This is a genomic window from Hansschlegelia quercus, from assembly GCF_004310425.1.
In the GTDB taxonomy this organism is placed as follows: Bacteria; Pseudomonadota; Alphaproteobacteria; order Rhizobiales; family Methylopilaceae; genus Methylopila; species Methylopila quercus.
The window spans coordinates 175,507-200,500 of record NZ_SIUB01000005.1 but is presented as its reverse complement, the minus strand read 5'-3'; the positions used below and the strand labels follow the sequence as shown (position 1 = coordinate 200,500).

Genomic DNA, 24,994 nt, shown 5'->3' with positions numbered 1-24,994 from the left:
GCGGATCGGTCGTCAGGCCATGCGCTTGATCTGGAGGCTCGCGAGGTAGTCGCCCGGCTTCTCGGGGTCGAAAACCTTGCCGTCGAACATCTTCTCGACGCCGCGGGAGGTCGAGGTCGGGATGTCGGTCACGCCGAGCGACTTCGCCGCCTCGCGCCACAGATCCTCGCGATTGACCTTGTCGATCAGCACCTTGGCGTCCGTGGACTCAGGCAGATAGCCCCAGCGCATGTCCTCGGTGATGAACCAGAGATCATGGCTCCGATAAGGGTAGGACGCGTGGTCGTCCCAGAAGTGCATGATGTGGGGGCTGTTCTCGACGACCGGCTTGCCCGCGCCATAGTCAAACGTGCCCTTCATGCGCGCGACGATGTCGCTCACGGGGGCACCGATCCAGTTGCGCTTGGCGCAGATGGTCGCGAGCTCCTCCTTGTTCTCCATCTTCTCGCACCATTGCTGAGCCTCCATGATGGCCATCAGCAGAGCCTTGGCGGCCTTTGGATTGGCCTCGACCCAATCGGTGCGCAGCGCGAACGCCTTCTCTGGGTGCTTGTCCCAGAGCTCGCCGGTGGTGAGCGCCGTGTAGCCGATCTTCTGGTTCTTGAGCTGCTCGTTCCACGGCTCGCAGACGCAGAACGTGTCCATCGTCCCGACCTTCATGTTCGCCACCATCTGCGGGGGCGGGACCACGATGGTCTGGATGTCCTTATTGGGGTCGATGCCGCCGGCGGCGAGCCAGTAGCGCATCCACAGATCGTGCGTGCCGCCCGGGAAGGTCACGGCGGCCTTCACATCCTTGCCGGAGGCCTTCTTCTTCTCCAGCGCCTCCTTGAAGGGCTTGGAATCGACGCCGAGCTTCAGGTCCGCATATTCCTGGCCGACCGAGATGCACTGACCGGAGACGTTGAGGCGCGCCAGGATCGACATCGGCGTGCCGGCCTTGCTCTGGGTCACGGCGCCGGACGTGATGAGGTACGGCATCGGGGTGAGGATGTGCGCGCCGTCGATGCCGCCGCCGCCGGAGCCCAGCACGATGTTGTCGCGCGTCGTGCCCCACGACGACTGCTTGGAGATTTCGACTTCGGTCATCCCGTATTTGTCGAAGAAGCCCTTCTCCTTGGCGACGAAGAGCGGGCCTGCGTCCGTCAGCGCGATGTAGCCAAGCTTCGCCTTCGGAGTCTCCGGTCCGGCTTCCTGCGCGAACACGCCGGACGGCGAAAGCGCACGGGCCGCGATCATCGTCGCGGCGGCGCCCGCGCCGGCGCGCAGCACGTCGCGGCGGCGGAAGGGACCGGTCAGCATGGTCTTGACGTCGTCGCTCATCGTTTCGCCGGCTCCAATTCGCGCCCGAGGCGCATTTCGACTGTCGACTAGGGACCCCCGGACCCGGGCGGTCGACACGCCTCGGCCCAAGCCGGACGGCGTGAAAAAACAAAAAAGCCGCTGACGGTGGCGCGCATCGACTGCGCGTCCGTTCAGCGGCGTTGCTGGCGGCCCTTCACTGGGCAAGCGGGGTTCCGCATCAGCGCTGACGCGACCCACGCTCTCCTACATACAAGCCTCGTGCCAGCTGGCGCCGCCGAGCGCCGACCGCTCAGTTTCGTTTGGTTCTAAGGAATTCTGGGAACAGTGAGGGCGGCTGCCTAGTACCTTGGGCGCCCCAATAAAATGCGGCGGGCGCCCGAAAGTTGTGCGGTGCAGCGGAAGAGTGCGGGAGCTCAACGCCGTAGCGCGTCAGCCTCTCGCAGACGTGAACAGGCCGAGCGGATCGTCGGTGAGAGAGGGCGGCGTCCGGCCGAGCGCGGCGTCGTAGAGGTCAGGGCGGTAGACTGTTTCCGCGGCCTCCGCGGCGCTGCCGTTCGCCTGCCCCCACCGCTTCATCTGCTCGAACAGCCAGCGCGCATGGCGCGGGTCGGGGCGGGTCTCGTCGAACATGATGTAGTCGTCAGCCTGCCGCTCTCCCCGGCCGTCGCCGATCGGCAGCCGCCCGTCCAGCGTCCGGCGAATGATCTCAGCCGGAACGTCGAGGCGGTCCGAGCTCGCCAGCCGCTCGGCGGTCTCCTCCCGGTTTTCGGGCTCGGAGAGCCACTGCGCCGCCTTCTCGCAAGCCCGTATCAGCGCCGCGCCGAGCTCCGGCCGCTCCAGCAGCAGACCTGTGCGCATCGCCAGCACCTTTTCCGGGCAGCGACGAACGAGGTCGACGCCGAGATGCAGAATGCGCCCGAGGCCGAGCTCGACCGCGAGCGAGTTCCACGGCGCGCCGACACAGAACCCTTCGACGTGCCCGCTGGCGAGCGCGTCCACCATGAAGGGCGGCGGCGACACCGCGAGCCGCAGGTCGACGTCGGGATCGAGCCCGGCCTGATCCAACCAGAGGCGGAGCTGATAATTGTGCGTCGAGAACGGGAAGGTCATGCCGAGCACCGGAGGCTCGTCGCCGCGGGCGCGCCGGTCCCGTACGAGGTGAGCGAAGGCGCGGCCGGTGGCGTAAGGATCGGCCGGGTTCGCGCTCGGCTCCAGCCGCTCGAACAGCTCGTCGTGCAGCCGCGGCGAGAGCGTGATCGCGTTGCCGTTCAGCCCGAGCGCGATCGGCGCCGCGAGCGGAGCCTTGATCGCGCCGAGTCCGAGCGAGGAGGCGACCGCGACCGGCGCCAGCATATGCGCCGCCTCAAAGTGCCCGAAGATCAGCCGGTCACGGATGTTCGACCAGGAGACCTCGCGCACAAGCTCGATCTCCAGCCCCTCTTGCGCTGCGAAGCCGAGATCGGCGGTGATCACCGGGATCGCTGCGTCGACCAGAGGGATGAAGCCGATCTTGATCTTGTCCGCGCTCATCGCAGAAGCTCCGCGGCGGTGATGACGGATTGCGCGATCTCGGCGATCTTCTTCTTCTCGTTCATTGCGACCTTGCGCAGCAAAGAATAGGCCTGCTCTTCGCCGATGCCCTTCGAGCGCATCAGGATGCCTTTGGCGCGGTCGACGACCTTGCGCTCCTCGAGCTGGGACTTCGCCTGCTCGAGTTCGGCGCGAAGCTTGGCGAAGGCGTTGAACCGGCTGATCGTCATGTCGAGGATCGACTTCACGCGCTCCTTGCGCAGCCCGTCGACGACATAAGCCGAGACGCCGGCGTCCACCGCGGCTTCGATCGAGGCCCTATCGGTCTGGTCCACGAACATGCCGACGGGGCGGCGCACGATGCGGCTGACCTGAAACATCTGCTCCAGAACGTCGCGGCTCGGGTTTTCAAGCCCGATCAGGATGACGTCGGGATCGAGCGCGTAGATGCGCGCGAGCAGGTTGGCGTGCTCGGCGATGCGCACGACCTGAGCCTCCGGGACTGCGCGAAGACCCTCTTCCAGGATCTCGGCGCGCACCGGGCTTTCCTCGACAAGCGCGATCTTGAGGGGACGGTCGGGCATCTCGCCGACTGTATGAGCGGTTCGCAGCCTTGCGCCAGAGGCGCAGGCGTCGCGGGGGAACTGAGAACGATGAACAGGGCGTCCGTGCTTCGAGACGCCCGCGATGCGGGCTCCTCAGCATGAGGACCGTCGAGCGTGATGGATGTCTGACCGCAAACGCTCCTCATGCTGAGGAGCCGTCCGTCAGGACGGCGTCTCGAAGCACGCAGGAACACAAACGTGGCTTCGCTATTGTGAGACTTTCAGCGCCAGACCTTCGTCCGCACGCAGCTTCACCGGCCCGGCCGGCTCCGGCCCCGTCCGATCCATATGCGTCGACAGCAGCACGGTCGCTTCCCCGAGATCGATTTCCGCGGGCTTGGGGCCGAGATTGAGCGCGATCACGATCTCTTCCCCACCGAGCCGCCTGCGGAACGCCAGCACGTCACCGGCCGCTTCGAGGCCTTCATAGTCGCCGATCTCGAGCGCAGGCGTCGATCGCCTCAACGCCAGCAGCGCGCGATGGAGCGAGAGCGTGGAGCGCGGGTCGCGGGCTTCATCCGCGACGTTCAGCGTCGCGACGTCGTTCAGCGGCAACCACGGGCGGCCCGTCGTGAAGCCGCCATTGGGCGAGCTGTCCCACGGCATCGGCGTGCGGGCGCCGTCGCGGCCGTGTCCAGGCTCGTTCTTCTCCCATGGGTCCTGCGCGAGTTCAGGCGGGACGGCGACGTCAGCGAGCCCGAGCTCGTCGCCGTAATAGAGCGTCGGCGTGCCGCGCAGCGTGAGCAGAAGCATGGCGGCGACGCGGGCCTGGGCGGCGCCGATCCTGGTTGCGACACGCTTCTGGTCGTGATTGCCCAGCACCCAGTTCGGCCAGCCGCCGGCGGGCAGCGCCGCCTCGTAGCTTGCGATCAGCTGCGAGACGCGGCGCGCGTCCCATGGCGTCAGGATGAGCTGGAAATTGAATGGCAGATGCACCCCGGAGAGATCCGGGCCGTAATAGGCGACGAGCCGTTCCACCGGCAGGTAGATCTCGCCGATCAGCACCCGCTCGTCATAGGCGTCGACCACGGCGCGCAGTTCGCGGATGACGTCGAGCACCTCGTCCTGATCGGCGGAGTGGAGCTGAAGCAGACGAGAGATATCCGGCTCGCCCTCGACATAGTCCGGGTTCGCCGGATTGTCGCGGAACGAGGCGTCCTTGATCAGGTGCCAGATGACGTCGACGCGGAAGCCGTCGACGCCTTTGCTCAGCCAGAAGCGCAACGCGTCAGCCATCGCCGCGCGAAGCTCGGGATTGCGCCAGTTGAGATCCGGCTGCTCCTTCAGGAAGGCGTGGTGGTAATACTGGCCGCTGGTCTCGTCATATTCCCAGGCGCTGCCGCCGAAATTGCTGATCCAATTGTTCGGCGGCCCGCCATCGGGCGCCGGGTCGCGCCAGATGTACCAGTCGCGCTTCGGATCATCGCGGCCGCGGCGGCTTTCGCCGAACCATGGGTGGGCGTCGGACGAATGGTTCGGCACGAAGTCGAGGATGACCTTCAGCCGACGCGCGTGCGCCTCGCCGAGCAGCCGGTCGAAGTCCTCGATGGTCCCGAAGATCGGGTCGATCCCGCAATAATCGGAGACGTCGTAGCCGAAATCGGCCATCGGCGAGGGGAACACCGGCGACAGCCACAGCGCGTCGACGCCGAGCGAGACGAGATGGTCGAGCCGGCGTCGCACGCCTTCGAGGTCGCCGATCCCGTCGCCATTGGTGTCCTGGAACGACCGCGGATAGACCTGATAGACGACGCCGCGCCGCCACCAAACGGTTTCGTCGCTCATCAAATATCGCTGCGATCGAGGAGGTAGTTCAGCCCGCCCAAGCGGAACCAGCGATAGCCGTAGCCCTCGAGCGTCAGGCGGTGTTTGCCGTCCTTGTCCGCTTTGCTATGCCTGTCGGAAAGCAGGTCGATAAGCACGCCGTCGTCCGCGCCGGGATCGAACACGACTTCGCGCGGCTCGGGGTCGAAATTGTGCAGGATGACGACGGAGTTGTTCCGCCAGTCGTAGCGCAGGCCAAGCGCCGTCTTGGTCCCGAGCGGCAGCACCGTGTAATCGCCCCAGCCTATCTCGGGCACCTCCTGGCGCATGCGGATGATGCGCTCCATCCAGTTCAGCAAGCTGTCCTTGTCGCGCCGCTGTTCGGCGACGTTGACCGTCTCGAAGCCGAAGCCGCCGCCGGAGATCGCGGGCAGATAGGTCTTCTTGCCCTTTGAGAATCCGCCATGCGGCTCCGACGACCACTGCATCGGCGTGCGCGCGCAATAACGTTCAGGGAGCGATAGATCGTCGCCCATTCCGATCTCATCGCCGTAGCGCATCACAGGCGTGCCGGGCAGCGTGAACATCAGGCTGTAGGCGAGCTCCAGCCGGCGCCGGTCGGCCTTCAGCATAGGCGCGAGGCGACGGCGGATGCCGCGGTCGTAGAGCTGCATCGACTTGTCGGGCCCGAACTCTGCAAAGACCTTCGCGCGCTGGTCGTCCTTCAGCCGCCCGAGGTCGAGTTCGTCATGGTTGCGAAGGAAGAGGCCCCATTGGGCGGTGTCGTAGCCGGGCTTGGTCTCGTTCAGCGCCTTTGAGAGCGGCTGCGCGTCGCTAGAGGCCAGGGCGTAGAACAGATTCTGGTTGACGTGAAAGTTGAACATCATCTGCAGGCGGTCGCCGTCGTCGCCGAAGTATTTCTTCGCCTCCTTGGGGACGATGTTGGCTTCGCCGAGGATGATGCTGTCGCCAAGGCGCCACTGCAGGAATTCGCGGAACGTCCGCAGCATCTGGAAGTCGGACTTCGGGTTAAGGCCTGCATCCGCGCCCTTATCCGCGATCACGAACGGTACGGCGTCCATCCGGAAGCCGGAGACGCCGAGCTGGATCCAGAAACCCATGATCTTCAGGATCTCCGCCTGAACCTCTGGGTTCGCAGTGTTGAGGTCGGGCTGAAAATCGTAGAAGCGGTGAAAGTAATAGGCGTCCGCCTTCTCGTCGCGGGTCCAGGTCGTCTTCTGAACGCCGGGAAACACCATCCCCTTGTCGGCGTTATTCGGCTTCTTCTTCGACCAGACATACCAGTCGCGATAGGGAGACTTCGGGTCGGAGCGCGCCGATTTGAACCAGGGGTGCTGGTCGGAGGTATGATTGACCACGAGGTCGATCAGCACGCGCATGCCGCGCTGCTTGGCGCCGTGGGTGAATTCCACGAAGTCGCCGAGCGTGCCGTAGCGCGGGTCGACGGCGTAATAGTCGGAGACGTCGTAGCCGTCGTCCTTGCCGGGAGACGCCTGGAACGGCATCAGCCAGATCGCCGTGACGCCGAGGCCGTGAAGATAATCGAGCCGGCGCGTCAGACCGCGGAAATCCCCGACGCCGTCGCCGTCGGAGTCCATGAAGCTCTCGACGGCGATGCAGTAGATGACGGCGTTCTTGTACCAGAGGTCGGAAATCACGGCCCGTCTCCGTTGAATGCGCCCTTCCGCAAACGCGGGCAAGGAGATGGGGTTCCGAGGCGGATTAGCGCATAAGGCCCGCGGCCTTCAGCGCACGGGAGATCACCGCGCCGATGTCGAGCGCGCCGCCCCTCGGTTCCGGATCGGGTTCGAGACGCTTCGTGACCTTCCTCTGGACCACGTCCGGCTTCGTCGCGCTCTGCGCCCGGGCGTCCGAGAGATGCGGCGCGGCCCTGGTGACGGCCGCGCCTGCCACGCCGAAGAACGCAGCGATCTCGCGCGTCGAGGAGATGCCGACGTCGAGCATGAACGGGCCCTTGCGCTCGCCCCCCGCGCCGTCGAGCGGCGTGCCATGGCCCATGCGAGGGATGCTGATCAGTTCCACGACCGCGCGGCCGCCCGCGGTCCAGGTCTTGCGCGACGATTGCGCGCCGGGCGCTTCATGCGCGGTCTCGTAGGCGACGCCGTGGACATCGGTCCACTGCCGGGCCAGCGCGTCCGCGTTCTTCGGCGTGACGGTGCGGTCGGCGCTCCCGTGCCAGATCTGGATGCGCGGCCATGGCCCGGTGTGGGTGGAGCGCGCGCGCACGATGTCGCCGAGCTGGCGCGCCGATCTTTCGCGGGGATGGGACATCGCCTCGAATGCCTCGCCGACGCTGGTCGCCGCGCCGCAGGGCAGGCCCGCAATCACGGCGCCGGCCGCGAACACTTCTGGGTAGTCGGCGAGCAGGGCCGCCGCCATTGCGCCGCCGGCGGAGAGGCCCGTCACGAAGACTCGCTTGGGGTCTGTCCCGAAGCGCTCGGTCGCGGCGTCGACCATGCCCCGGATCGAGCGCGACTCGCCAAGGCCCCGCGCGCTGTCGGCAGGGAGGAACCAGTTGAAGCACCCTTGCGAATTGTTCGAGCGGCTCTGTTCGGGATAGACAACCGCGAAGCCTTCGGCGTCCGCGAGCTTCGTCCAGCCGGCGTGGCTCTCATAGCCTTCCGCTGTCTGCGTGCAGCCGTGCAACACAACGACGAGCGGCGCGTTTTTCGGCAAGCCCGCGGGCGCATAGGCGAGCATCCGCAGCGAGCCGGGATTCGGACCGAAATCCGAGATCTCGGTCAGACGTCGAGACGTGCTCCCGGAGCCGCTCTGCCGGTCCGCGAGATCGGCGAAAAATGCGCCGTGCCGGGCCATGTCGTCTCCTTGGAAGCGCGCGGTCATCAAGGCGGTATCTGATGCTGCGACGCGGTATTACAATATTGCATCGCAGCAGGAATGTCATGCAGCGGTCCTGATGGACAGCTTCCGTCTTGACGCGCCGCCCTGGGGATGGCCTTGAGGCCCGAGCGATTACCACCGGACGAACCGAGACCCGCCATGGCCGAAACACCGCCCGACCGCCTGTCCTCCAACCCGCAGAGCCCGCATTACGATGAGGCCGCGCTGGAGCGCGGCGTAGGCATCCGCTTCAAGGGCGTCGAAAAGACCAATGTCGAGGAATATTCGGTGAGTGAAGGCTGGATCCGCGTCGCCGCCGGCGCCGCGCGTGACCGCGCCGGCAATCCGATGACTATCCTGCTCAAGGGGCCGGTCGAGCCCTACTTCCGCGACGCAAAGGCCGCGGACTGAAGGAACGCCTCACTCGATGGCGAGGACCTCCACCTCGCCATTCGGCGCCTGAGCGACGTCGCCGACCGATCTGCCGAGCAGCGCGCGGGCGAGCGGGGCGACATAGGAGACCGACCCCTTAGTCGGGTCCGCTTCGTCTTCGCCGACGATCCTGTAGCTCTGCCGGCGACCGTCCTCACGCTCGAAGGTCACGCGCGCGCCGAAGGCGACGGTGTCGAGCGATCTCGGCCGCTCCACCATCTCCGCGCTCGCCCGCCGCGAAGACCAGTAGCGGAGATCCCGCGTCGCGCGCGCCATTGCCGTGCGGTCGCTTTCGACGCCGCCCGCGACCTGCGCCGCGGCATAGGCCGCGCGCGCCTCCGCCAGCGCGGCGTCGATGGCGGCGAGACCTTCCGGCGTCACGAGGTTCGGATGCTGCGAGATCGGCCGGTCGGGCAGGTCGGCGGCAGTCGCCTCGAGGTCCGTCTCCTTGGTGAATGCGACGCTCATGGCTTCGGGCGACTTCCGGGCTTCCTCGTCCGGCGGCGCTCGGCCGGACGTTACGAGTTCATCAATCCGGCGACCCTACCATCCCCTCCCGCATTGAAGCGACCCCTGGCCCCAGGGGCCGCCCGGTCTTGGGGTTTGTGGCTTTTGGTCGAACTGGTCCTGACGGCTGTCGTCTGCGCGGCGATCCTCGCTGCGGCCGTCGCCCACCGGCGGATCGCGCGCGACCGCATCCGGATCGCTGCGCTCGAGGCCGCGCTCGAAACCCAGCAGGATGCGACATGGTCCGCCGAGGAGCGCATCGAGGCGGTGCGCCGCGAGGGGGAGCGGGCGATGGCGGACGCGGAAGCCCGCGCGATTACCGGCGACCGCGCCAAGACCATGTTCCTCGCGACCGTGACGCACGAGATGCGTACGCCGCTTTCAGGCGTGATCGGCACGACGGAGTTGCTGCTGGAGACCGCGCTTGCGCCTGAACAACGCGCTTATGCAGGCGCCGTGAAGCAGTCCGCCGAGGCGATGCTCTCGCTTGTCGACGAAATCCTCGATCTCTCCCGCATCGACGCCGATCGGCTCACGCTGCAGAACGCCTCGTTCTCGGTCGCCGAACTCGTCGAGGGCGTGGCGGAGCTGCTTGCGCCGCGCGCGCAGGCCAAGGGGCTCGACCTCGCCGTGATGCTGGGCGACGGCGTTCCGGACATGCTCGACGGCGACGCGCCGCGCATCCGACAGGTGCTGTTGAACCTCGCCGGCAACGCGGTGAAGTTCACCGAGACCGGCGGCGTCGGCCTGCGCGTGGACATCGCGGACGGCGAGATCAAGTTCGCCGTGAGCGACACTGGGCCGGGCTTTCCGCAGGACGATTCCGAACGGCTGTTCGGCGAGTTCGAACGCGGGCCGGATATCGGCGCGAGCGGCGTGGGCCTTGGTCTTGCGATCAGCCGCAAGCTCGCCCACGCCATGGGCGGCGCGCTGTCGGCGGAGGCGGAAGCCGGCGCCGGCGCGATTTTCACTCTGAGCCTGCCCTGGCAGGGCTCCGCTGCGCCGACGCGCGAGCCGCTGGCGGGGCGGAGCGTCCTGGTCGTCTCCGCCGGGCCGTTCAGCGGGCCGTGGCTCTCGGAGCGCATCCGGCTTTGGGGCGGCGGCGTCGCTCTCGTCGGGCCCGAGACCGATCTGCGCGAGGCCGGACGGGGCTGCGACGTGGCGTTGATCGACCGCGCCGCGGGGCCGGGCGCCGGGGGACTTGCGGCGACCGCGCGCGAGGGCGGAGCGAAGCGCGTGCTGCTGCTGCTTTCCCCCGCCGAGCGGCGCGAACTTCTTCGGCTCGTCGCGGACGGCTTCGACGGCTATCTCGTGAAGCCGGTGCGCGCGGCATCCCTGCTCGACCGGCTGCTCGATCCGGTCGCGGAACCGGAAACGCCGTCCCAATCCGCTGCGCCGATGGTCTTCCCGAATGTCGGCGGCCTGCGGGTGCTGCTCGCCGAGGACGATCCGGTGAGCGCGTTGATCGCGCTCGCGCATCTCCGGCGCATGGGCTGCGACGCCACCCATTTCGGCGATGGAGTATCCGCAGCCGCGGCCTTCGAGGACGGGCTCTTCGACGTAGCGCTGATCGACCTCCGCATGCCGCGTCTCGACGGCTGCGGCGTCGCCCGCCGTATCCGGGCGGCCGAGGCCGGCTCCACGCGCAAGCCTGCGCTAGTGATCGCGCTGAGCGCCAACGCCACCGCGCAGGACCGCGACGAAGCGCTTCGCGCGGGCGTCGACGCCCTGATCGCGAAGCCGCTCGATCACGCTGAGCTTGCGGCGCTGTTCGCGCGGCGCCGGGCCGCGTGAACGGCCGCGCGCGGCTTTGTCATATGCCTGTCGGGCGAATATGAGTCATTGCTCTGCGCGAGGGGCCTCGCGCGACGGCCCCTCAGGGGAGACGCGCCAATGGCCGATCATCGTTCCCATCCGGAAGGCGATGCTTTTCCGCCGGCGTTCAGTCCGCGCAAGGCGGCGCTGAAACCGGGCTGGCTGTGGTCGTTCAAGCCGGATCCGGTCGAAAAGGCCGCGATTCGCGCCCGCCTCGCCAAGGCGGCGCAGGCGTTGCCCGCTCCGCTCGGTCGCATCGGCGGACTGGAGCTCCGGCTCGCCGAGCGCCCGAAGGACGTCAAGCGCGCCCAGCGCCTGCGCTATCGCGTGTTCTTCGAGGAGATGTCGGCGACGCCCGACGCCTTCTTCCGCATTGCGCGGCGCGACATGGACCCCTTCGACGCGGTCTGCGACCACCTGCTGGTCTACGACCGCGCCAAGCCGAAGGGCGGCTTCAGCCTGGCGAAGCTGATGCCCGGCCTGAAAGGGATAGAGGTGGCGCCCGGCGAGACCGAAGCGGCGCGCAAGCCCAAGGTCGTCGGCACCTATCGGCTGCTGAGGCAGGCGGCGGCGGAAGCGGCGTTCGGCTTCTACACCGCCAACGAGTTCGACATCGGCCCGCTCATCGCGCGGCATCGCGGCCTGTCCTTCCTCGAGCTCGGTCGCTCTTGCGTGCTGAAGCCCTACCGCGACAAACGTACGGTCGAACTGCTGTGGCACGGCATCTGGGCCTATGTGCTCGCGCACCGCGTCGACGTGATGATCGGCTGCGCGAGCCTCGAGGGCGTCGAGCCGGAAAAGCTGCGGCTCGCGCTGTCCTACCTCCACCACTTCCACGCAGCGCCGCCGGAATGGTCGGCGACGGCGCTTCCCGAGCGTCGGGCGGCGTTCGACCTGATCCCGAAGGACGAGATCGACCAGCGCAAGGCGCTGAAGGCGTTGCCGCCCTTGATCAAGGGCTATCTCAGGGTCGGCGCCTATATCGGCGACGGGGCGGTGGTCGACCGCCAGTTCGGCACGACCGATGTGCTCATCATCCTGCCGAAGACCGCGATCAACCCGCGCTACGTCGATTATTACGGCGCCGATGCGAGCCGCCACGCGGCCTGACGGCGCTCACGCGGCCTCCGCCCGGCGGTCCGGCGCCGCGCGATAGGCGAGCGCTTCGGCGACGTGGATGCGGCCGACCGAGTCTGCGCCGTCGAGATCGGCGATCGTGCGGGCGGTCTTCAGCACGCGGTGATAGGCGCGGGCCGAGAGCCTCAGCCCGTTCGCGGCGTCGACCAGCAGGGCGCGTCCCGCCACGTCGGGCTCCGCCACCGCCCCCACGGCGGTCACCGGCAAATGCGCGTTCAGGGTCGACCCCTTGAGGCCGAGCGCGGCATGGCGTGCGTGCTGACGGCGGCGAGCGTCGAGAACGCGTGCGGCGACGGCGGCGCTGCCTTCTAAGGGTGGCGGCGCCATCAGGTCGGTCGCAGTCACCGAGGGCACGTCGAGCCTGAGATCGATGCGGTCGAGCAGCGGGCCGGACACTCGCGCCTGATAATCCGCCGCGCAGCGCGGACCGCGCCGGCAGGCGTGGCCGCCGTCGCCCCCGCCGCAACGGCAGGGGTTCATCGCGGCGACGAGTTGGAAACGCGCGGGATAGGTCAGCCGGTGATTGGCGCGGGCGATCACCGCCTCGCCGCTTTCGAGCGGCTGGCGCAACGCGTCGAGCGCCTGGGCGGAGAACTCCGGCAGCTCGTCGAGAAACAGCACGCCGTTATGCGCGAGCGCGATCTCGCCCGGCCGCGGTCGCGCCCCTCCGCCAACCAGCGCCGCCATGGAGGCGGAATGGTGCGGCGCGCGGAACGGACGGCGGTCGCTCAATCGCCCGCCTGCGAGCTCGCCCGCGATCGAGCGGATCATCGCGACCTCGAGCAGCTCCCTTGGTTCGAGCGGCGGGAGGATGCCGGGGAGCCGGCTCGCCAGCATCGACTTTCCCGCGCCCGGCGGGCCGGAGAGCAGCAGATTGTGTCCGCCGGCGGCCGCGATCTCCAGCGCGCGCTTGGCGGTCTCTTGGCCCCGGACCTCCGCGAGGTCGCCCACCGGACCGTCGGCTTCGGGGAGGCCCGGACGCGGGCGTGCAAGAACCTGCACGCCCTTGAGGTGGTTCGCGATCTGGATCAGCGAGCGCGGCGCGACAATGGGAAGGTCCGCGCTCGCCCAGGCGGCTTCCGCTCCGCAGGCCTCGGGACAGATCAGCATGTGGCCGCGGGCATGGGCCGCGACGGCCGCAGGCAGGCAGCCCGCGACGCTCGCGATCGTGCCGTCTAGCGCAAGCTCGCCGAGCACGGTGCAGCCGTCGAGCGAGCCTTCCGGCACGGCGCCGATCGCCGCCATCAGGCCGAGCGCGATCGGCAGGTCGAAATGCGAGCCTTCCTTGGGAAGGTCGGCGGGGGCGAGGTTGATGGTGATGCGCCGCGGCGGCAGGGAGAGGCCGGAGGCGATCAGCGCGGAGCGCACCCGTTCCTTCGCCTCCGAAACAGCCTTGTCAGGCAGGCCGACGATCGCGAAGCCCGGCATGCCCGGCGCGACCTGAACCTGCACGTCGACGGCACGAGCCTCGACGCCTTCGAACGCGACAGTCGACACCCAGACGACCATCCCGCCGGCCCCTCGTCCTGTAAGGACCGTGAGACTAGCGGGAGGGTTTTTGCTGTCAAGAACAATAAGCGAACATCGGGGGCGCTTAGGAGGCGTTCAGTACTCGACGACGCCGTCCAGCGCGTAGTGCTTGACGGACTTGCGGTTGGCGATCAGCTCGTCGATCCCCGGCTCGTTGTTCATCGCCCGCTTGATGGCGAGCTTGGTCGCCTCGTAATTCGTGCGGTAGAGGTCGGCCTTATCGAGGTTCGGGTCCTCCGCGCAGCGCAGGTCGAGCCAGACCGTCAGGATGATGCAGATGTCGTCGACGATGTCCTTCGGGATGACGCCGTCGATCACGCTGTCCAGGATGGCGTCGCCGATCGCGCCCTGAACGACGCCGCCGAGCAGGTCGACATATTCCGCAGACGGGATCGTGACCTTGCTGGTCATGATCGCCGCCGGCTTCACCGCCTGGTTCAGGTCGCGCACAACGAACATGCGGGTGTGGCCGACCGACTGGCCGAGCATCGAGGCGAAAGCGGTCCCGACCGGGCCGTTCACGGCGCCGATGACGATCTCGGGCATGGCGTCGGTCGCCTGGCCCTCGGCCGCGAGCACGGTCGCCTCGCCGGTGCGGAAGATGATGTCGGTCATGTCGTCTCCTTGAGGTGTTCGGTCAGTCGAGCGGGGCGTCGGCCCAGAAACCCTTGTCGTCGCGGCAGCGCAGGCAGCCGGTCGCGACGCCGAAATGCATGCCGGTCAGCGCGAGCTCGCCGCTTTCGATGCGCTCGCGCACCCAAGGGAAAGTGTGGAGATTTTCGAGGGTCACGCCGACGCAGGCCTCCTCCGACGCCCGCTGACGCGCGTCGCCCTCGAGCGCAGGGTCGACGTCGGCGATGGCGCTCTTCGCCATGTCCATCCAGTTGACGACGAAGTCGGACGCCTCGGGCGGCGCGCCGTTGAACAGCGCGCTGACGCCGCCGCAGCCGGCATGCGCAAGCACGACGATGCGCTCGACCTTGAGGACCCGCACGGCGAATTCGAGCGCAGCGCTCGCTCCGTGATGCGACTGGTCGGGCGCGTAGGGCGGCACGAGCGCGGCGACGTTGCGAAGCACGAACAACTCGCCCGGCGCAGCCCCAAGAATCTGCTGAGGGTCGACGCGGCTGTCGGAGCAGCCGATGACCATGACCTTCGGCGACTGGCCGCGGGAGAGCGTCTCGAACTTCCGCTGCAGATCGGGCCAGCTCTCGGCGCGAAACCGACGATAGCCGTCGAACAGCGCGTCGAGCGATCCGGCGGGCGGGTTCGCGTCGGCCATGGCGTGCAGTCCCTCTCTTGCGCGCAAAGACATGCGCCGCACGGATCACGATCCCCGCGCGCTCGTCAATGCGCGCCGCCGTCGCGCCGGCGCCACCTTCGTCGGCTTCCCGCCGCTTCCCATGGCCTGGAAGGCTTCTATCTCCCGCTGGGGCCAGTCAGCCGCTTGGATTGGCGTCGCGAGGTGGGAATGGCGAGCGCGACGGCCGAGCTCCACGACCGGGATCATGACGCCGCCTGGGCGACGATCTTAGCCGTGCGCGCCGTGGGCGTCGCGCCGTGGGCGCTCCAGGACCACCCGCTCTGCCGCATGCTGCTTCCGGTGGCGCGCCCGCGATCGATCGTGGTGGCGCAGCTCGGCCAATCGCTCGACGGGCGGATCGCGACCGTCACCGGCGCCTCGCACTTCATCAATGGGCCGGGCGGGATCGATCATCTCCATCGGCTGCGGGCGCTGGTCGACGCAGTGGTCGTCGGCGCCGGAATCCCACACCGCGTTCAGCGCCGTCTCCATGTTGGCGGCGAGCACCGCGCGTTTCGGCGACAGGCCGTCCGGCAGGGCGCAAAGCGCCTCCGCCGGCGCGACGAAGGCGGTCTCGTGCGGGTTGAGGCAGAACACGAAGCAGCCGAGCAGGTTCGCAGGCCCTTCCTCGACCATGCCTACGGCCGCATAGCCGTATTTTACCGGGCCGGGAAAGCCGCCGTCCTGCCGGGGGGCGCGCATTCGCCGCCACTCGCTTTCCGGAACGCGGCCTTCCAGTACGAGGCGCTCGGTTCCTCGGCTGACGCCGCTAAAAAGCGTGCGGACCACAGCCTCGCCCTCGCCAGGACCCGCCGCCGCGCCGTCGCGAATGGAGAGGCCGCCACGGCCGTCATACCAAAGGGCGCGGGTCGCGATCGTTTCGCTCCGGGGCGTTGTCGGGGGCAAGCTCGCGCCTAATTGCTGGCGGGTCGCGCCGGTTCGACGGGCGCAGTTTGTGTTATAGGGCGCACCCCTGCGCCGCCAGTGCGTTCCCGCCGGCTATCGAAAGCATGCAATGCGTCAGAGCATCGACCTCCTCTCAGGCGCTTCTTCCAGGAGATCAGGCCAAAAAAGGGCCAGCAACTCGATGACGCCGACCGGCGCTCAGTCGCGCCGCACGCTTGCATTCCGCCGGACGACCTTCGGCCTCTTGGTTGCCGGAACGTCGGTCGTGCTCGCCGCCGCGCTCGCGGCCGTTCTCGCGCTCGACGGCTGGTCGGCGCCGGAACTCGTGATGTTCGGCTGCTTCCTGGTGTCGACGCCCTGGCTTGTGATCGGCTTCTGGAACGCGGTCATCGGCTTCGCACTGTTGCGCTTCTCCGACGATCCGGTCGGAAACGTCGCGCCTTGCGTCGCAGCGACCCCCATCGACGCAGCCGTTTCCGGTCGGCACGCAGTCGTGATGTGCGTGCGCCACGAAGACGTTCGCCGCGTCGTGCGCCGCCTCGACGCCGTGATCGCGAGTCTCGACGCGACTCGGTACGGCGATTTGTTCGACGTCCACGTCCTGAGCGACAGCCAGAGGCCGGAAATGGTTGCGGACGAGGAGGCGACCATCGCCGCGTGGCGCGCGACGCTCGACGCGCCCGAGCGCGTGTTTTACCGCCGCAGAGCTTCGAACGAGGGCTTCAAGGCCGGCAACGTCCGCGAGTTCCTGCACTCCCGCGGCGACGGCTACGAGACGATGATCGCGCTCGACGCCGACAGCGTGATGTCGGGCGAGGCGATCCTGCGGCTCGTGCGGGTGATGCAGGCCAATCCGCGGCTGGGCATCCTGCAAAGCCTCGTCGTCGGCTTGCCGGCGCGCACGATCTTCGCGCGCGTCTTCCAGTTCGGCATGCGCGCCTCGATGCGGTCTTATTCGATGGGCGCCGCCTGGTGGTCGGGCGACGCCGGCCCTTACTGGGGCCACAACGCGGCGATCCGCGTCCGAGCGTTCCGCGAGCATTGCGAATTGCCCGAGGTCCCCGGCGGCGCGCCGCTCGGCGGCAAGATCCTGAGCCACGACCTCTACGAGGCCGTCCTGATGCACAAGGCCGGCTACGAAGTTCGGGTGCTGCCGGAAGAGGGCGGCTCGTGGGAGGACAATCCCGCGACGCTCTCAGAGTTCATGCGGCGCAATCTGCGCTGGTGCCAGGGCAATTTGCAGTATCTGCGCCTGATCGGCCGGCCCGGCCTGCCTATGATGGGCAGGGTCAACCTCGCCATCGCGATCCTGATGTATGTCGGCGCGCCGGCATGGTCGCTGTTCCTGATCGCAGGCGCGGCTCAGGCCTGGGGGCCGCCGGCGCTCATTCCCGCGACGGGCGATTCGAACCTCTCGTGGGGCGTCGGGGCAGGTCTGCTCGCCGCCATGATGATCGTGCTCTTCGCGCCGAAGATCATGGGCTATCTCGACGTCGCCATGCGCGCCAGCGAAACCCGGCGCTATGGCGGCCGCAACCGGTTCCTGTCCGGCACGGCGGTCGAAGGCGCGTTCGGCATGCTGTTCGCGCCGCTCGTAAGCTTCGCGGTCACGCAGTTCATGGTGCGTCTCTTCGTCTTCCGCCGCCCGATCGGCTGGGAGGCGCAGAACCGCGAGGGCGAGCGCGTCGGCTGGAGCGAGGCGGCCAAATCGCTCTGGCCCGCGACCGCCTTCGGCGCGGCGCTCGCGATCTCGCTTGCGCTTTCGGCGCCCGCGGTGCTGCCCTGGGCGCTGCCGGTCCTGCTGAGCTTCCTGCTTGCAGTGCCCTTCGCGGTGCTGACGTCCTATGACGCGCCCTCAGGCGACTCCGCGCTTGCAGGGCTGCTCTCGATTCCGGAGGAGACCAATCCGCCGGCCGAGGTGCGTGCGGTGAGCGACGGTTTTCCCGGCCTCGTCGGCTCTGCGGCTCCGATGCAGCCGTTCCGGTTCGATGACGGCCGAAGTTATTCGGCGGCCGCGTCGCCCGCGGAATAACGCTGCAGCAGCGGCGCCTGGGCCATCGCAAAGATCATCGTGACGGGCATGATGCCCCACACCTTGAACGCGACCCAGAAGTCGGTGGTCTGGGTGCGCCATACCACCTCGTTCACCACGGCGAGGAAGACGAAGAACCATGCCCAGCGCCAGGTGAGCTTAGTCCAGCCCTCGTGTGTCAGCGAGAACGCCTGATCGAACACGATCGCCAATAGCGGCCGGCCGAAGGCGAGGCCGCCGAAAAGCGAGCCCGCGAACAGCAGGTTCACGATGGTCGGCTTGAGCTTGATGAAGAGCTCGTTCTGAAGCGCGAGCGTCAGGCCGCCGAACACCAGAACGACCGCGCCCGAGACCAGCGGCATCACCGGCAGTCGGCGGGTCAGGACCCACGACGCCGCCAGCGCGACCAGCGTCGCGACCATGAACGCCCCGGTCGCGACGAACAGATTCGCTCGCGCATTTGCGACGAAGAAGACGAGGAGCGGCCCAAGCTCGAGCGCGAGCTTGAGCGCGGGATGGACGGCGGGAACGGCGCCGTGCGGAGCTTTCATGCGCTTTCTCGACTCATACGTAGGCCGCGCGGGAGGCGGAGGCTATGCGCTTCGCCGGTCTGTCGGAATGGCGACTTTCGGTCGGATATCCGTGATGCTCAGCTTCCCTTGGTCGAGCCTCTGCGCCCGAAATCGGGCGCGGCCGTGTCCTGACCCTGCTCGATGATGTCGCGGCGGATGGCGCGGGTCCGGGTGAAGAGTTCGAACAGCTTGTCGCCCTCGCCCCAGCGGATCGCGCGCTGCAGGGCGGTCAGATCCTCGACGAAGCGGCCGAGCATCTGGAGCACGGCGTCGCGATTGTTGAGGAAGACGTCACGCCACATCGTCGGATCGGAGGCGGCGATGCGGGTGAAGTCGCGGAAGCCGGACGCCGAATATTTGATCACCTCGGATTGGGTGACGTCCTCGAGGTCGGCGGCCGTGCCCACGATGTTGTAGGCGATCAGATGCGGCACGTGGCTCACGATCGCGAAGACCAGATCGTGATGCTCGGGCGTCATCACGTCGACCTTGGCCCCAAGGCCCTCCCAGAGCGCTCTCACGGCCTCGACCGCAGCCTCGTCGGCGTCCGGGCCGGGGGTGAGGATCGTCCAGCGGCCGTCGAACAGCTCGGCGAAGCCGGCGTCGGGGCCGGAATCCTCGGTGCCGGCGATCGGGTGAGCGGGCACGAAATGGACGCTGCTCGCGACGTGCGGCCCCATCGAGCGGATGATCGCTCCTTTGACGGAGCCGACGTCCGAGAGGATCGCGCCGGGCTTCAGATGCGGACCGACCTCCGCCGCCACCGTCCCGCAGACCCCGACCGGCGTGCAGACGATGACGAGGTCCGCTCCCTGCGCTGCCTCGCCGGAATCGGCGAGGACGAGGTCGCCGAGGCCGAGCGCCGCCGCCCGCTCGCGGGCGTGCTCGTCGCGGTCCGCGATGACGATGGTCGAGGAGAGCCCGCCGCGCCTGAGGCCGCGCGCGATCGACGAGCCGATCAGGCCGATCCCAATGATCGCGACCTTCTCGAACAGAGGCTCAGCCACGATCGCCGCCCTTCACGAAGTCCGCCAGAGCGGCGAGCGCCGCTTGGTTGGCCTCCTCCGAGCCGATGGTGAGCCTGAGCGCGTCGGGGAGGCCATAGGCGCCGACCGCACGCAGGATCAGGCCGCGGGCGGTGAGGAAGGCGTCGGCGTCCGCGGCGGACCGTCCCGCCTCGCGCGGAAAGTGGATCAGCACGAAATTCGCGACGCTCGGCGTGACCTCGAGCCCGAGGGCGCGCACGCCCTCGGTGATCTCCGTCAGCCAGCGGGCGTTGTGGTCGACCGCGGCCTCGATATGCGCGCGATCGGCCGCAGCCGCCGCCCCTGCCGCGATCGCCGGGCCGGAGACGTTGAACGGTCCGCGGACGCGGTTTAGCGCGTCGACCACGCCTTCCGGCCCGTAGAGCCACCCGATCCTTAAGGACGCCAGGCCGAAGACCTTCGAGAAGGTCCGCGTCATCACGACGTTCTCCGACGCCGACACCAGTTCGATCCCGGCCGCATAGTCGTTAGCACGGACATATTCCGCATAGGCCGCGTCGAGCACCAACAACGTGGAGGCGGGCAGGCCGGCGTGCAGCCGCTTCACCTCGTCGAAGGGCAGGTAGGTGCCGGTCGGGTTGTTGGGGTTCGCAAGATAGACGATGCGCGTCCGCGCCGTGACGCGCGCGAGCAGGGCGTCGACATCGGCCGTCAGACTGGTCTCTGGCGCGACCACCGGCGTTCCGCCCGCCGCCAGGATCGCGATCTTGTAGACGAGGAAGCCGTGCTCGGTGAACAGGCCCTCGTCGCCGGGCTCGAGATAGGCTCCAGCGAGCAGCGACAGCAACTCGTCCGAGCCCGCGCCGCAGACGATCCGGGCGGGGTCGAGTCCGTGCGCGCGCGCGATCGCCTCGCGCAGAGCAGTCGACGAGCCGTCAGGATAGATTTCGAGGCTCCCGGCCGCCGCGCGAAAAGCCTCGATCGCTTTTGGGCTCGGTCCAAGCGGCGTCTCGTTCGAGGAAAGTTTGTGGAGGCGCACGCCTGCCGGCGCCTTGCTCTTGCCGGGCACGTAGGCGTCGATCGCGAGGGCGCCGGGCCGGGGGTGCAAGCCAGGATTGGCGGTCATTGAGCTCTGCTCTCGATCAGGCGCGGGCATAACCGCCGACAAGCACGGCGCCGGGCGACGGCGGCGCGTCGCCCTTGGTCGCCACCAGGCGGGCCCGGCGCGCATTGCGAGTGACGGCCGCGAGCGTCTCGTGCTCCGATCCGAGTTCGACGTCTCCATCGTCAGAGACGGCCCATACCCGCGTCTCAAGCGCGCCGGCCGAACCGAGCGGACGCGCCACGACGAGGGCGGGAACGGCAATCGGGCCTTCACCGCCGGAGAAGAAGGGCAGCCGCGCCATGATCTGCGGCCCGTCGCCGCCGAGCGTCTCCCACCAGGCGACGGCGGGGGCCGCGTCGAGTCGGACCAGTCCGAGATCGCCGGTCGAGCGGCCGACAGCCTCCACCACGCGCGAGGCGGTCGAGCAGCCGGACAGCGGCACGTCGAAGCCGACATGGAAGCGGGCGAGATCGTGCATCGCGAGCGCATCTGCGCCCTGCTCGACATGCAGCGTGAAAGGCGCCTGCACATGGGTGAAAGTGGCGATGATCGTGCGCCAGAGGTGCTCGGCGGTCGCGAGCGGCAGCCGGCCCTGATGGCGCGCGGCGAGCCTCCGCATCATCTCGGCTTCCCGCCCGGGGCGGAACGCCGAACCGGTCTCGCTCGTGCGCTTGACGGCGACGAGGCGGTCGATCACCGCGCCTCGCTCCATCAGCAGCAGGTGCATGGCTTCGTCTATCCGGTCGATCTCGTGACGGATTTCGGCGAGCTGGTCGAGGGTCGCATCGTTCATGGGCGGAGGTCTTGAACGTTCAGGCGGCGGGTCGCGGCCGCGCCGCTCCGTCAGTCGCGCGCTTCATAGACGATGCAGGCGCCGAAGGCCAACGGCCGCTCAGTGCTGCTTGGGGGCGTCCGGCGCGCTCTGGTCAGCCACCTCGTCGCGCGGATCGACGTTGTGCTTCTCGTGAAGCGCGTGGGTCCGCGCCTCGACGAGATGGGCGTGATCGCTCAGCCAGTCGGCGAGCGCGAGGAAAACGCCGGAGCCCACGAACACGACGTGGATGACGGCCATCCACCAGAGATCGCGGTCATTCGCCGCGCCGAGGTCCATGAACGCCTTGAGCAGTTGGATCGCGGAGATCGCGACGATCGAGGCGATCAGCTTCAGCTTGAGGCCGGAGAAGTCGATCTTCCCCATCCATTCCGGCCGCTCGCTCTGGTCGTGGAGGTCCATGCGCGAGACGAAGTTCTCGTAGCCGGAGAAGATCACGAGCAGGATGAGGTTCGCGGTCAGCGACAGGTCGATCAGCGAGAGAATGCCGAGGATGACCTGGCTTTCGGTCGCGTGGAGGACGTTCTCGACGAAGTGGATGAGCTCTTGCCCGAACTTCACGAGCAGGACGAGGAGGCCGACGACAAGGCCGATATAGAACGGCGCCATCAGCCAGCGGCTGGCGAACAGACCCCGTTCGATCACCTTCTCGATCATGGCCGTGCGTCCTCCGTCGTGTCTCGCCCGCCGCCCGCATTGCACGACGCGGCGAGCCGGACAAGCCTGGCGCCCGATACGTTTTCGTCAGTCCGGCGGGGCTCGGCCAGCTGTTATGGCGCGACGCCGATCCCGCGCCGCCGGCGGCGGCCGAGCAGCATCAGCAGGACGCCGATCACGACGAACGGGGCGAAGGCTGGCAGCGACAGCATGAACGCGAACGCCTGGTCGAGCCCCGGCACGGAGGCGAGCGACGTGCGCGTCTTCGCGAGCGTCGCCGGCGACCATGAGGACCACGTCGTCTCGGCGCTGGTCCAACTCAGCGCGCCGACGGCGATCGAGCGCGCCCCGTCGATCACCAGCGCCACGAAGCCTCCGGCAAGGATGAGGAAGCCGATCAGACGAAGCAGGAAGCGGATCATGGGCTCGTTCAAAAGGCCGGACACGCTGATGCCGACGCCCGCCGGCCTCCTGCGCGCGCCTCAAGGCAAGATGGGACAAGACCCCGTTTCGGGCAATGTGCGGGCCGGCCGCGTCGTCCCGCTTGTCACGAAGCGCCCGCTTCTGCTAACTCCCGCCCCTCCGGAGGGGTGGCCGAGTGGTTGAAGGCGCACGCCTGGAAAGTGTGTATACGGGAAACCGTATCGCGGGTTCGAATCCCGCTCCCTCCGCCACGGCTAGGTCGTTGATTTCATTTAGTCAGATGCCCTGATTTTTCGCTCGCATTGTCACAGCGCACCGTCACACGAACGGGCGCCTCCGACCGATGCAGAATTCGTTCCCCGAAATGGCACGCCGATCGCCAGTGCGATTTATGCCCCGCCGCCATTTAGACGCCGTCCTGCACTGACCTGTCGCCTGAATGGCGGGCCTGTTCTTCGAACGGCTTGATCGACAGGCAGATTGACAGGATCTCCGCATCGCCATCGCCTTTTGAAACGAAGGCATGACGCATGGTGCTGTCGAAGTAGCAGCTGTCGCCGACGTTCAGGATCGCCGGCGAATACTGCTCGGAGTGGAACTCCAGCACGCCCTTCATGACATAGACGAACTCTTCGCCGTCATGGATGCTCCAGTCCGCCAGCGGCGGCGGCGTGCGGTTTCGGATGCGCATGACCAGCGGAACCATGATCTTGCGGGCAATCTCGGTCGCATGGACTCCGTAGGTGTAATAGTCCGAGCGGAAGGTGTCCGCCTCGCCGGCGCGGGTGATCGTCCGGCGCGTCATGCCGCTCTGCGGAAGACCCGGCCCTTCCATCATCTGGACGAAGTTGACCTTGAGCGCGCGGGCGACTCTGAGCGCGGTCTCGAAGGACGGCTTCTGCTGGAGGTTCTCGATCTTGGAGATCGTGGAGATCGAAACTTCGCTCGCGCGGCTCAACTCCTCCAGCGTCATGCCGTTCGAGAGCCTGAGCGACTTCAATTCGCGACTGAACGCCGCGACGAACTCGGCCTCGTTCATGAGCGCGCGTCCCCGCCGCCCGCCAGCCGAGCGAAGACGTGATCGAACAGGTCGTAGGACTTGGCCCTGATCGCCTCGGCGTTTTGCCGAGCGTAAGCGGCGACGTCGCTCGCCTGTTCGGCCAGACGGCCCTTCAGCATCGCCTCCTGCGACCAGCGATCGAGCATGTCGCTCGACGCTTCGGGATGAAATTGGACCCCGACGGCCGACCCGCGCGCGAAGGCCTGCACAAGACCGTCCGCGCGCGCCATCACCTCGACGTCGGCGGGGAGGCTGACATGGTCGCCGTGCCATCTGAGCCATGGGCCCTTCCAGACCGTCGACGCCTCCGGATTCTCACGCCAGCCGAGATGGAAATCGCCTGTCGGACGCACGTCGCCGCCAATCGCCGTCGCCAGCAGTTGCGCCCCGAAGCAGACGCCGAAGACCGGGACGCCGCTCTCCACCAGCCCTCGCATCAGCTCGCGCTGCCGCGCGATCCAAGGAATTTCCGTCTCGTAGACGCCGCGCGCGGACCCCATCACCACCACTGCGTCCGATTTTAGATCATCGACGGACGCGTGGAGAAGGGCGTCCGAATAGAGCGTGCGCAGCGTCGCGCCAAGACGCTCGACGACGTAGTCGCCGATGAGGCCCGCGTGGCCGGACGGCGAATGCTGGATGACGGTTACGTCCATGCGATCTGCGCGTCCCACTATTCCACGCCGGCGCGCCGGCGCTCGACCGACAGGCGGAAGACGTCGTCGCGCGCGTAGTGGCCGGTCGGATCGAAGCTCATGCGCGCCGCGCGCACCGCCGCGAGCGAAATCTCATAGGAGATGATCCCTTCGACGCCGTCCTCGGCGCGGACGACGGTGTTTCCCTGCGGGTCGACGATGCGGGAGCCGCCCCGGAAGATCGTGCCGACTCCGGCCTCCACCAGATCCTTCTTGAACTCAAAATCATCCGCGACGTCCTCGATCGACATCAGCCCGCTCACGGCAAGCGACCAGACGCGGCCCTCGATCGCGACGACACGCGGGCAGTCGCTCGAAACCTCCGGATTACCCGGCCAGACGTTGACGTGGAGGTCTTCGCCCTCCGCGTAGAGCGCCGCGCGGGCGAGCGGCATCAGGTTCTCCCAGCAGTTCAGACCGCCGACGCGCCAATCGCCGAAATCATGGGCGCGAAGATCCTTCGCGTCGCCCATGCCCCAGCAGAGCCGCTCGTCGTGGGTCGGCATCAGCTTGCGGTGGGCGCCGACGATCCCCTTGTCCGGAAGGATGGTGACCAGCGTGCAGTACACGCTGCCGCGTCCGGCCTTCCGCCCGCGTTCGCTCATGCCGAGCCACACCGCCACCTTGCAGTCGCGGGCGGCGGCGGCGATGTCAGCAAGTAGAGGCGAGTCGATCTCGACCGCCGCCTCCAAATACTGCGCGTAGGCTCGCTGCTGCCGGGGATCCTCGAAAGCGGCCCCGTTCGTCCGGCAGATCCAGAACGGGTAGCCCGCGAGATAGGTCTCCGAGAACGCCAGCAGCTCGACGCCGTCGGCCGCTGCGGCGTGGATGGTATCGATCACCTTCGCCGCAGTCGCGCGCTTGTCGAGCCATACGGGGCGGAGCTGCGCCGCCGCCACCTTCATCAAATCTCCC

At 67.9% G+C, this 24,994-nt stretch carries 24 protein-coding genes and 1 tRNA gene; 6 read left to right on the top strand and 19 right to left on the bottom strand.

Translation table 11 applies throughout. The features are described from left to right. Nucleotides 1–12 precede the first annotated feature (12 nt). The 6 genes from EYR15_RS11900 to EYR15_RS11875 form a co-directional block, all read right to left on the bottom strand. Nucleotides 13–1,323, bottom strand: a complete 1,311-nt coding sequence (locus tag EYR15_RS11900) for a CmpA/NrtA family ABC transporter substrate-binding protein (RefSeq protein WP_131003761.1) — start codon at nucleotides 1,321–1,323, stop codon at nucleotides 13–15. Between the two features lie 411 nt (nucleotides 1,324–1,734). After that, the gene (locus tag EYR15_RS11895) at nucleotides 1,735–2,835 is read right to left on the bottom strand and encodes a CmpA/NrtA family ABC transporter substrate-binding protein (protein ID WP_131003760.1); all 1,101 of its coding nucleotides are present in this window, start codon (nucleotides 2,833–2,835) and stop codon (nucleotides 1,735–1,737) included. After that, nucleotides 2,832–3,419 (bottom strand): ANTAR domain-containing response regulator, encoded by a 588-nt coding sequence (locus EYR15_RS11890; RefSeq protein WP_131003759.1) that lies wholly within the window; start codon nucleotides 3,417–3,419, stop codon nucleotides 2,832–2,834. The genes EYR15_RS11895 and EYR15_RS11890 overlap by 4 nt, the downstream gene beginning before the upstream one ends. A gap of 228 nt (nucleotides 3,420–3,647) precedes the next feature. Beyond that, nucleotides 3,648–5,225, bottom strand: a complete 1,578-nt coding sequence (locus tag EYR15_RS11885; protein ID WP_131003758.1) for an alpha-amylase family glycosyl hydrolase — start codon at nucleotides 5,223–5,225, stop codon at nucleotides 3,648–3,650. Next, the gene (locus EYR15_RS11880) at nucleotides 5,225–6,883 is read right to left on the bottom strand and encodes an alpha-amylase family protein (protein ID WP_131003757.1); all 1,659 of its coding nucleotides are present in this window, start codon (nucleotides 6,881–6,883) and stop codon (nucleotides 5,225–5,227) included. Before EYR15_RS11880 ends, EYR15_RS11885 begins: the two co-directional genes overlap by 1 nt. A gap of 64 nt (nucleotides 6,884–6,947) precedes the next feature. Then, the gene (locus tag EYR15_RS11875; protein WP_131003756.1) at nucleotides 6,948–8,063 is read right to left on the bottom strand and encodes an extracellular catalytic domain type 1 short-chain-length polyhydroxyalkanoate depolymerase; all 1,116 of its coding nucleotides are present in this window, start codon (nucleotides 8,061–8,063) and stop codon (nucleotides 6,948–6,950) included. A 183-nt stretch (nucleotides 8,064–8,246) separates the two neighbouring features. Here EYR15_RS11875 and EYR15_RS11870 point away from each other — a divergent pair, with 183 nt between their 5' ends. After that, nucleotides 8,247–8,498: a DUF3297 family protein gene (locus EYR15_RS11870; protein ID WP_131003755.1), complete on the top strand. Its 252-nt coding sequence runs from the start codon at nucleotides 8,247–8,249 to the stop codon at nucleotides 8,496–8,498. 9 nt (nucleotides 8,499–8,507) lie between these two features. On the opposite strand, the gene greA is transcribed toward EYR15_RS11870, so the two are convergent. After that, the gene (gene greA / locus EYR15_RS11865; RefSeq protein ID WP_131003754.1) at nucleotides 8,508–8,987 is read right to left on the bottom strand and encodes a transcription elongation factor GreA; all 480 of its coding nucleotides are present in this window, start codon (nucleotides 8,985–8,987) and stop codon (nucleotides 8,508–8,510) included. A gap of 144 nt (nucleotides 8,988–9,131) precedes the next feature. Here greA and EYR15_RS11860 point away from each other — a divergent pair, with 144 nt between their 5' ends. Then, nucleotides 9,132–10,820, top strand: a complete 1,689-nt coding sequence (locus EYR15_RS11860) for an ATP-binding protein (RefSeq protein WP_165455489.1) — start codon at nucleotides 9,132–9,134, stop codon at nucleotides 10,818–10,820. A gap of 99 nt (nucleotides 10,821–10,919) precedes the next feature. Beyond that, a complete protein-coding gene (locus EYR15_RS11855) occupies nucleotides 10,920–11,951 on the top strand; it encodes a GNAT family N-acetyltransferase (protein ID WP_131003752.1) in 1,032 nt (343 codons plus the stop codon). A 6-nt stretch (nucleotides 11,952–11,957) separates the two neighbouring features. Here the strand turns inward: EYR15_RS11855 and EYR15_RS11850 are convergent, their stop codons facing one another. The 3 genes from EYR15_RS11850 to EYR15_RS11840 form a co-directional block, all read right to left on the bottom strand. Continuing rightward, on the bottom strand, nucleotides 11,958–13,487 hold the full coding sequence (locus EYR15_RS11850) for a YifB family Mg chelatase-like AAA ATPase (RefSeq protein WP_131003751.1): 1,530 nt from the start codon (nucleotides 13,485–13,487) through the stop codon (nucleotides 11,958–11,960). A 96-nt stretch (nucleotides 13,488–13,583) separates the two neighbouring features. After that, nucleotides 13,584–14,123, bottom strand: coding sequence for a formaldehyde-activating enzyme (fae, locus tag EYR15_RS11845; RefSeq protein ID WP_131003750.1), 540 nt, complete (start codon nucleotides 14,121–14,123; stop codon nucleotides 13,584–13,586). A 22-nt stretch (nucleotides 14,124–14,145) separates the two neighbouring features. Then, a complete protein-coding gene (locus EYR15_RS11840; RefSeq protein ID WP_131003749.1) occupies nucleotides 14,146–14,790 on the bottom strand; it encodes a carbonic anhydrase in 645 nt (214 codons plus the stop codon). A 189-nt stretch (nucleotides 14,791–14,979) separates the two neighbouring features. Here EYR15_RS11840 and EYR15_RS17405 point away from each other — a divergent pair, with 189 nt between their 5' ends. Next, nucleotides 14,980–15,729, top strand: a complete 750-nt coding sequence (locus tag EYR15_RS17405; protein ID WP_382239741.1) for a dihydrofolate reductase family protein — start codon at nucleotides 14,980–14,982, stop codon at nucleotides 15,727–15,729. A 169-nt stretch (nucleotides 15,730–15,898) separates the two neighbouring features. Then, nucleotides 15,899–17,749, top strand: coding sequence for a glucans biosynthesis glucosyltransferase MdoH (mdoH, locus tag EYR15_RS11825; protein ID WP_245498275.1), 1,851 nt, complete (start codon nucleotides 15,899–15,901; stop codon nucleotides 17,747–17,749). Here the strand turns inward: mdoH and EYR15_RS11820 are convergent. The 6 genes from EYR15_RS11820 to EYR15_RS11795 all read right to left on the bottom strand — a co-directional run bounded on the left by EYR15_RS11820 (nucleotide 17,719) and on the right by EYR15_RS11795 (nucleotide 22,323). Continuing rightward, on the bottom strand, nucleotides 17,719–18,300 hold the full coding sequence (locus EYR15_RS11820; protein WP_131003747.1) for a septation protein A: 582 nt from the start codon (nucleotides 18,298–18,300) through the stop codon (nucleotides 17,719–17,721). The two genes, mdoH and EYR15_RS11820, sit on opposite strands and share 31 nt — an antisense overlap. A gap of 98 nt (nucleotides 18,301–18,398) precedes the next feature. Further along, nucleotides 18,399–19,328 carry a prephenate/arogenate dehydrogenase family protein gene (locus EYR15_RS11815; protein ID WP_131003746.1) on the bottom strand — a complete coding sequence of 310 codons (930 nt, stop codon included), beginning with the start codon at nucleotides 19,326–19,328 and terminating at the stop codon, nucleotides 18,399–18,401. Then, nucleotides 19,321–20,433 (bottom strand): pyridoxal phosphate-dependent aminotransferase, encoded by a 1,113-nt coding sequence (locus EYR15_RS11810; protein ID WP_131003745.1) that lies wholly within the window; start codon nucleotides 20,431–20,433, stop codon nucleotides 19,321–19,323. Before EYR15_RS11810 ends, EYR15_RS11815 begins: the two co-directional genes overlap by 8 nt. A 16-nt stretch (nucleotides 20,434–20,449) precedes the next feature. Beyond that, complete coding sequence (locus EYR15_RS11805; protein ID WP_131003744.1) at nucleotides 20,450–21,205, bottom strand: chorismate mutase; 756 nt, start codon at nucleotides 21,203–21,205, stop codon at nucleotides 20,450–20,452. Between the two features lie 99 nt (nucleotides 21,206–21,304). After that, the gene (locus tag EYR15_RS11800; RefSeq protein WP_131003743.1) at nucleotides 21,305–21,901 is read right to left on the bottom strand and encodes a TIGR00645 family protein; all 597 of its coding nucleotides are present in this window, start codon (nucleotides 21,899–21,901) and stop codon (nucleotides 21,305–21,307) included. A gap of 113 nt (nucleotides 21,902–22,014) precedes the next feature. Further along, nucleotides 22,015–22,323 carry a hypothetical protein gene (locus tag EYR15_RS11795; RefSeq protein ID WP_131003742.1) on the bottom strand — a complete coding sequence of 103 codons (309 nt, stop codon included), beginning with the start codon at nucleotides 22,321–22,323 and terminating at the stop codon, nucleotides 22,015–22,017. 162 nt (nucleotides 22,324–22,485) lie between these two features. On the opposite strand from EYR15_RS11795, the gene EYR15_RS11790 reads away from it, so the two are divergent. Continuing rightward, nucleotides 22,486–22,575, top strand: a tRNA-Ser gene (locus tag EYR15_RS11790). Nucleotides 22,576–22,730: 155 nt separating this feature from the next. Here EYR15_RS11790 and EYR15_RS11785 read toward each other — a convergent pair. The 3 genes from EYR15_RS11785 to EYR15_RS11775 are packed head-to-tail and all read right to left on the bottom strand — an operon-like array spanning nucleotide 22,731 to nucleotide 24,984. Continuing rightward, complete coding sequence (locus EYR15_RS11785) at nucleotides 22,731–23,363, bottom strand: helix-turn-helix domain-containing protein (RefSeq protein ID WP_131003741.1); 633 nt, start codon at nucleotides 23,361–23,363, stop codon at nucleotides 22,731–22,733. After that, the gene (locus tag EYR15_RS11780; RefSeq protein WP_131003740.1) at nucleotides 23,360–24,040 is read right to left on the bottom strand and encodes a type 1 glutamine amidotransferase; all 681 of its coding nucleotides are present in this window, start codon (nucleotides 24,038–24,040) and stop codon (nucleotides 23,360–23,362) included. Before EYR15_RS11780 ends, EYR15_RS11785 begins: the two co-directional genes overlap by 4 nt. A 17-nt stretch (nucleotides 24,041–24,057) precedes the next feature. Continuing rightward, nucleotides 24,058–24,984 (bottom strand): carbon-nitrogen hydrolase family protein, encoded by a 927-nt coding sequence (locus EYR15_RS11775; RefSeq protein ID WP_131003863.1) that lies wholly within the window; start codon nucleotides 24,982–24,984, stop codon nucleotides 24,058–24,060. Nucleotides 24,985–24,994 lie beyond the last annotated feature (10 nt).

Coding starts and splice junctions, on each gene's coding strand:
- EYR15_RS11870 (WP_131003755.1), top strand. CDS start 8,247: ATGGCCGAAACACCGCCCGACCGCCTGTCCTCCAACCCGCAGAGCCCG.
- EYR15_RS11895 (WP_131003760.1), bottom strand. CDS start 2,835: ATGAGCGCGGACAAGATCAAGATCGGCTTCATCCCTCTGGTCGACGCA.
- EYR15_RS11810 (WP_131003745.1), bottom strand. CDS start 20,433: ATGACCGCCAATCCTGGCTTGCACCCCCGGCCCGGCGCCCTCGCGATC.
- EYR15_RS11890 (WP_131003759.1), bottom strand. CDS start 3,419: ATGCCCGACCGTCCCCTCAAGATCGCGCTTGTCGAGGAAAGCCCGGTG.
- EYR15_RS11805 (WP_131003744.1), bottom strand. CDS start 21,205: ATGAACGATGCGACCCTCGACCAGCTCGCCGAAATCCGTCACGAGATC.
- EYR15_RS11855 (WP_131003752.1), top strand. CDS start 10,920: ATGGCCGATCATCGTTCCCATCCGGAAGGCGATGCTTTTCCGCCGGCG.
- EYR15_RS11780 (WP_131003740.1), bottom strand. CDS start 24,040: ATGGACGTAACCGTCATCCAGCATTCGCCGTCCGGCCACGCGGGCCTC.
- EYR15_RS11775 (WP_131003863.1), bottom strand. CDS start 24,984: ATGAAGGTGGCGGCGGCGCAGCTCCGCCCCGTATGGCTCGACAAGCGC.
- EYR15_RS11885 (WP_131003758.1), bottom strand. CDS start 5,225: ATGAGCGACGAAACCGTTTGGTGGCGGCGCGGCGTCGTCTATCAGGTC.
- fae (WP_131003750.1), bottom strand. CDS start 14,123: ATGACCGACATCATCTTCCGCACCGGCGAGGCGACCGTGCTCGCGGCC.
- EYR15_RS11800 (WP_131003743.1), bottom strand. CDS start 21,901: ATGATCGAGAAGGTGATCGAACGGGGTCTGTTCGCCAGCCGCTGGCTG.
- EYR15_RS11840 (WP_131003749.1), bottom strand. CDS start 14,790: ATGGCCGACGCGAACCCGCCCGCCGGATCGCTCGACGCGCTGTTCGAC.
- EYR15_RS11820 (WP_131003747.1), bottom strand. CDS start 18,300: ATGAAAGCTCCGCACGGCGCCGTTCCCGCCGTCCATCCCGCGCTCAAG.
- greA (WP_131003754.1), bottom strand. CDS start 8,987: ATGAGCGTCGCATTCACCAAGGAGACGGACCTCGAGGCGACTGCCGCC.
- mdoH (WP_245498275.1), top strand. CDS start 15,899: ATGACGCCGACCGGCGCTCAGTCGCGCCGCACGCTTGCATTCCGCCGG.
- EYR15_RS11900 (WP_131003761.1), bottom strand. CDS start 1,323: ATGAGCGACGACGTCAAGACCATGCTGACCGGTCCCTTCCGCCGCCGC.
- EYR15_RS17405 (WP_382239741.1), top strand. CDS start 14,980: ATGGCGAGCGCGACGGCCGAGCTCCACGACCGGGATCATGACGCCGCC.
- EYR15_RS11850 (WP_131003751.1), bottom strand. CDS start 13,487: ATGGTCGTCTGGGTGTCGACTGTCGCGTTCGAAGGCGTCGAGGCTCGT.
- EYR15_RS11795 (WP_131003742.1), bottom strand. CDS start 22,323: ATGATCCGCTTCCTGCTTCGTCTGATCGGCTTCCTCATCCTTGCCGGA.
- EYR15_RS11875 (WP_131003756.1), bottom strand. CDS start 8,063: ATGGCCCGGCACGGCGCATTTTTCGCCGATCTCGCGGACCGGCAGAGC.
- EYR15_RS11785 (WP_131003741.1), bottom strand. CDS start 23,363: ATGAACGAGGCCGAGTTCGTCGCGGCGTTCAGTCGCGAATTGAAGTCG.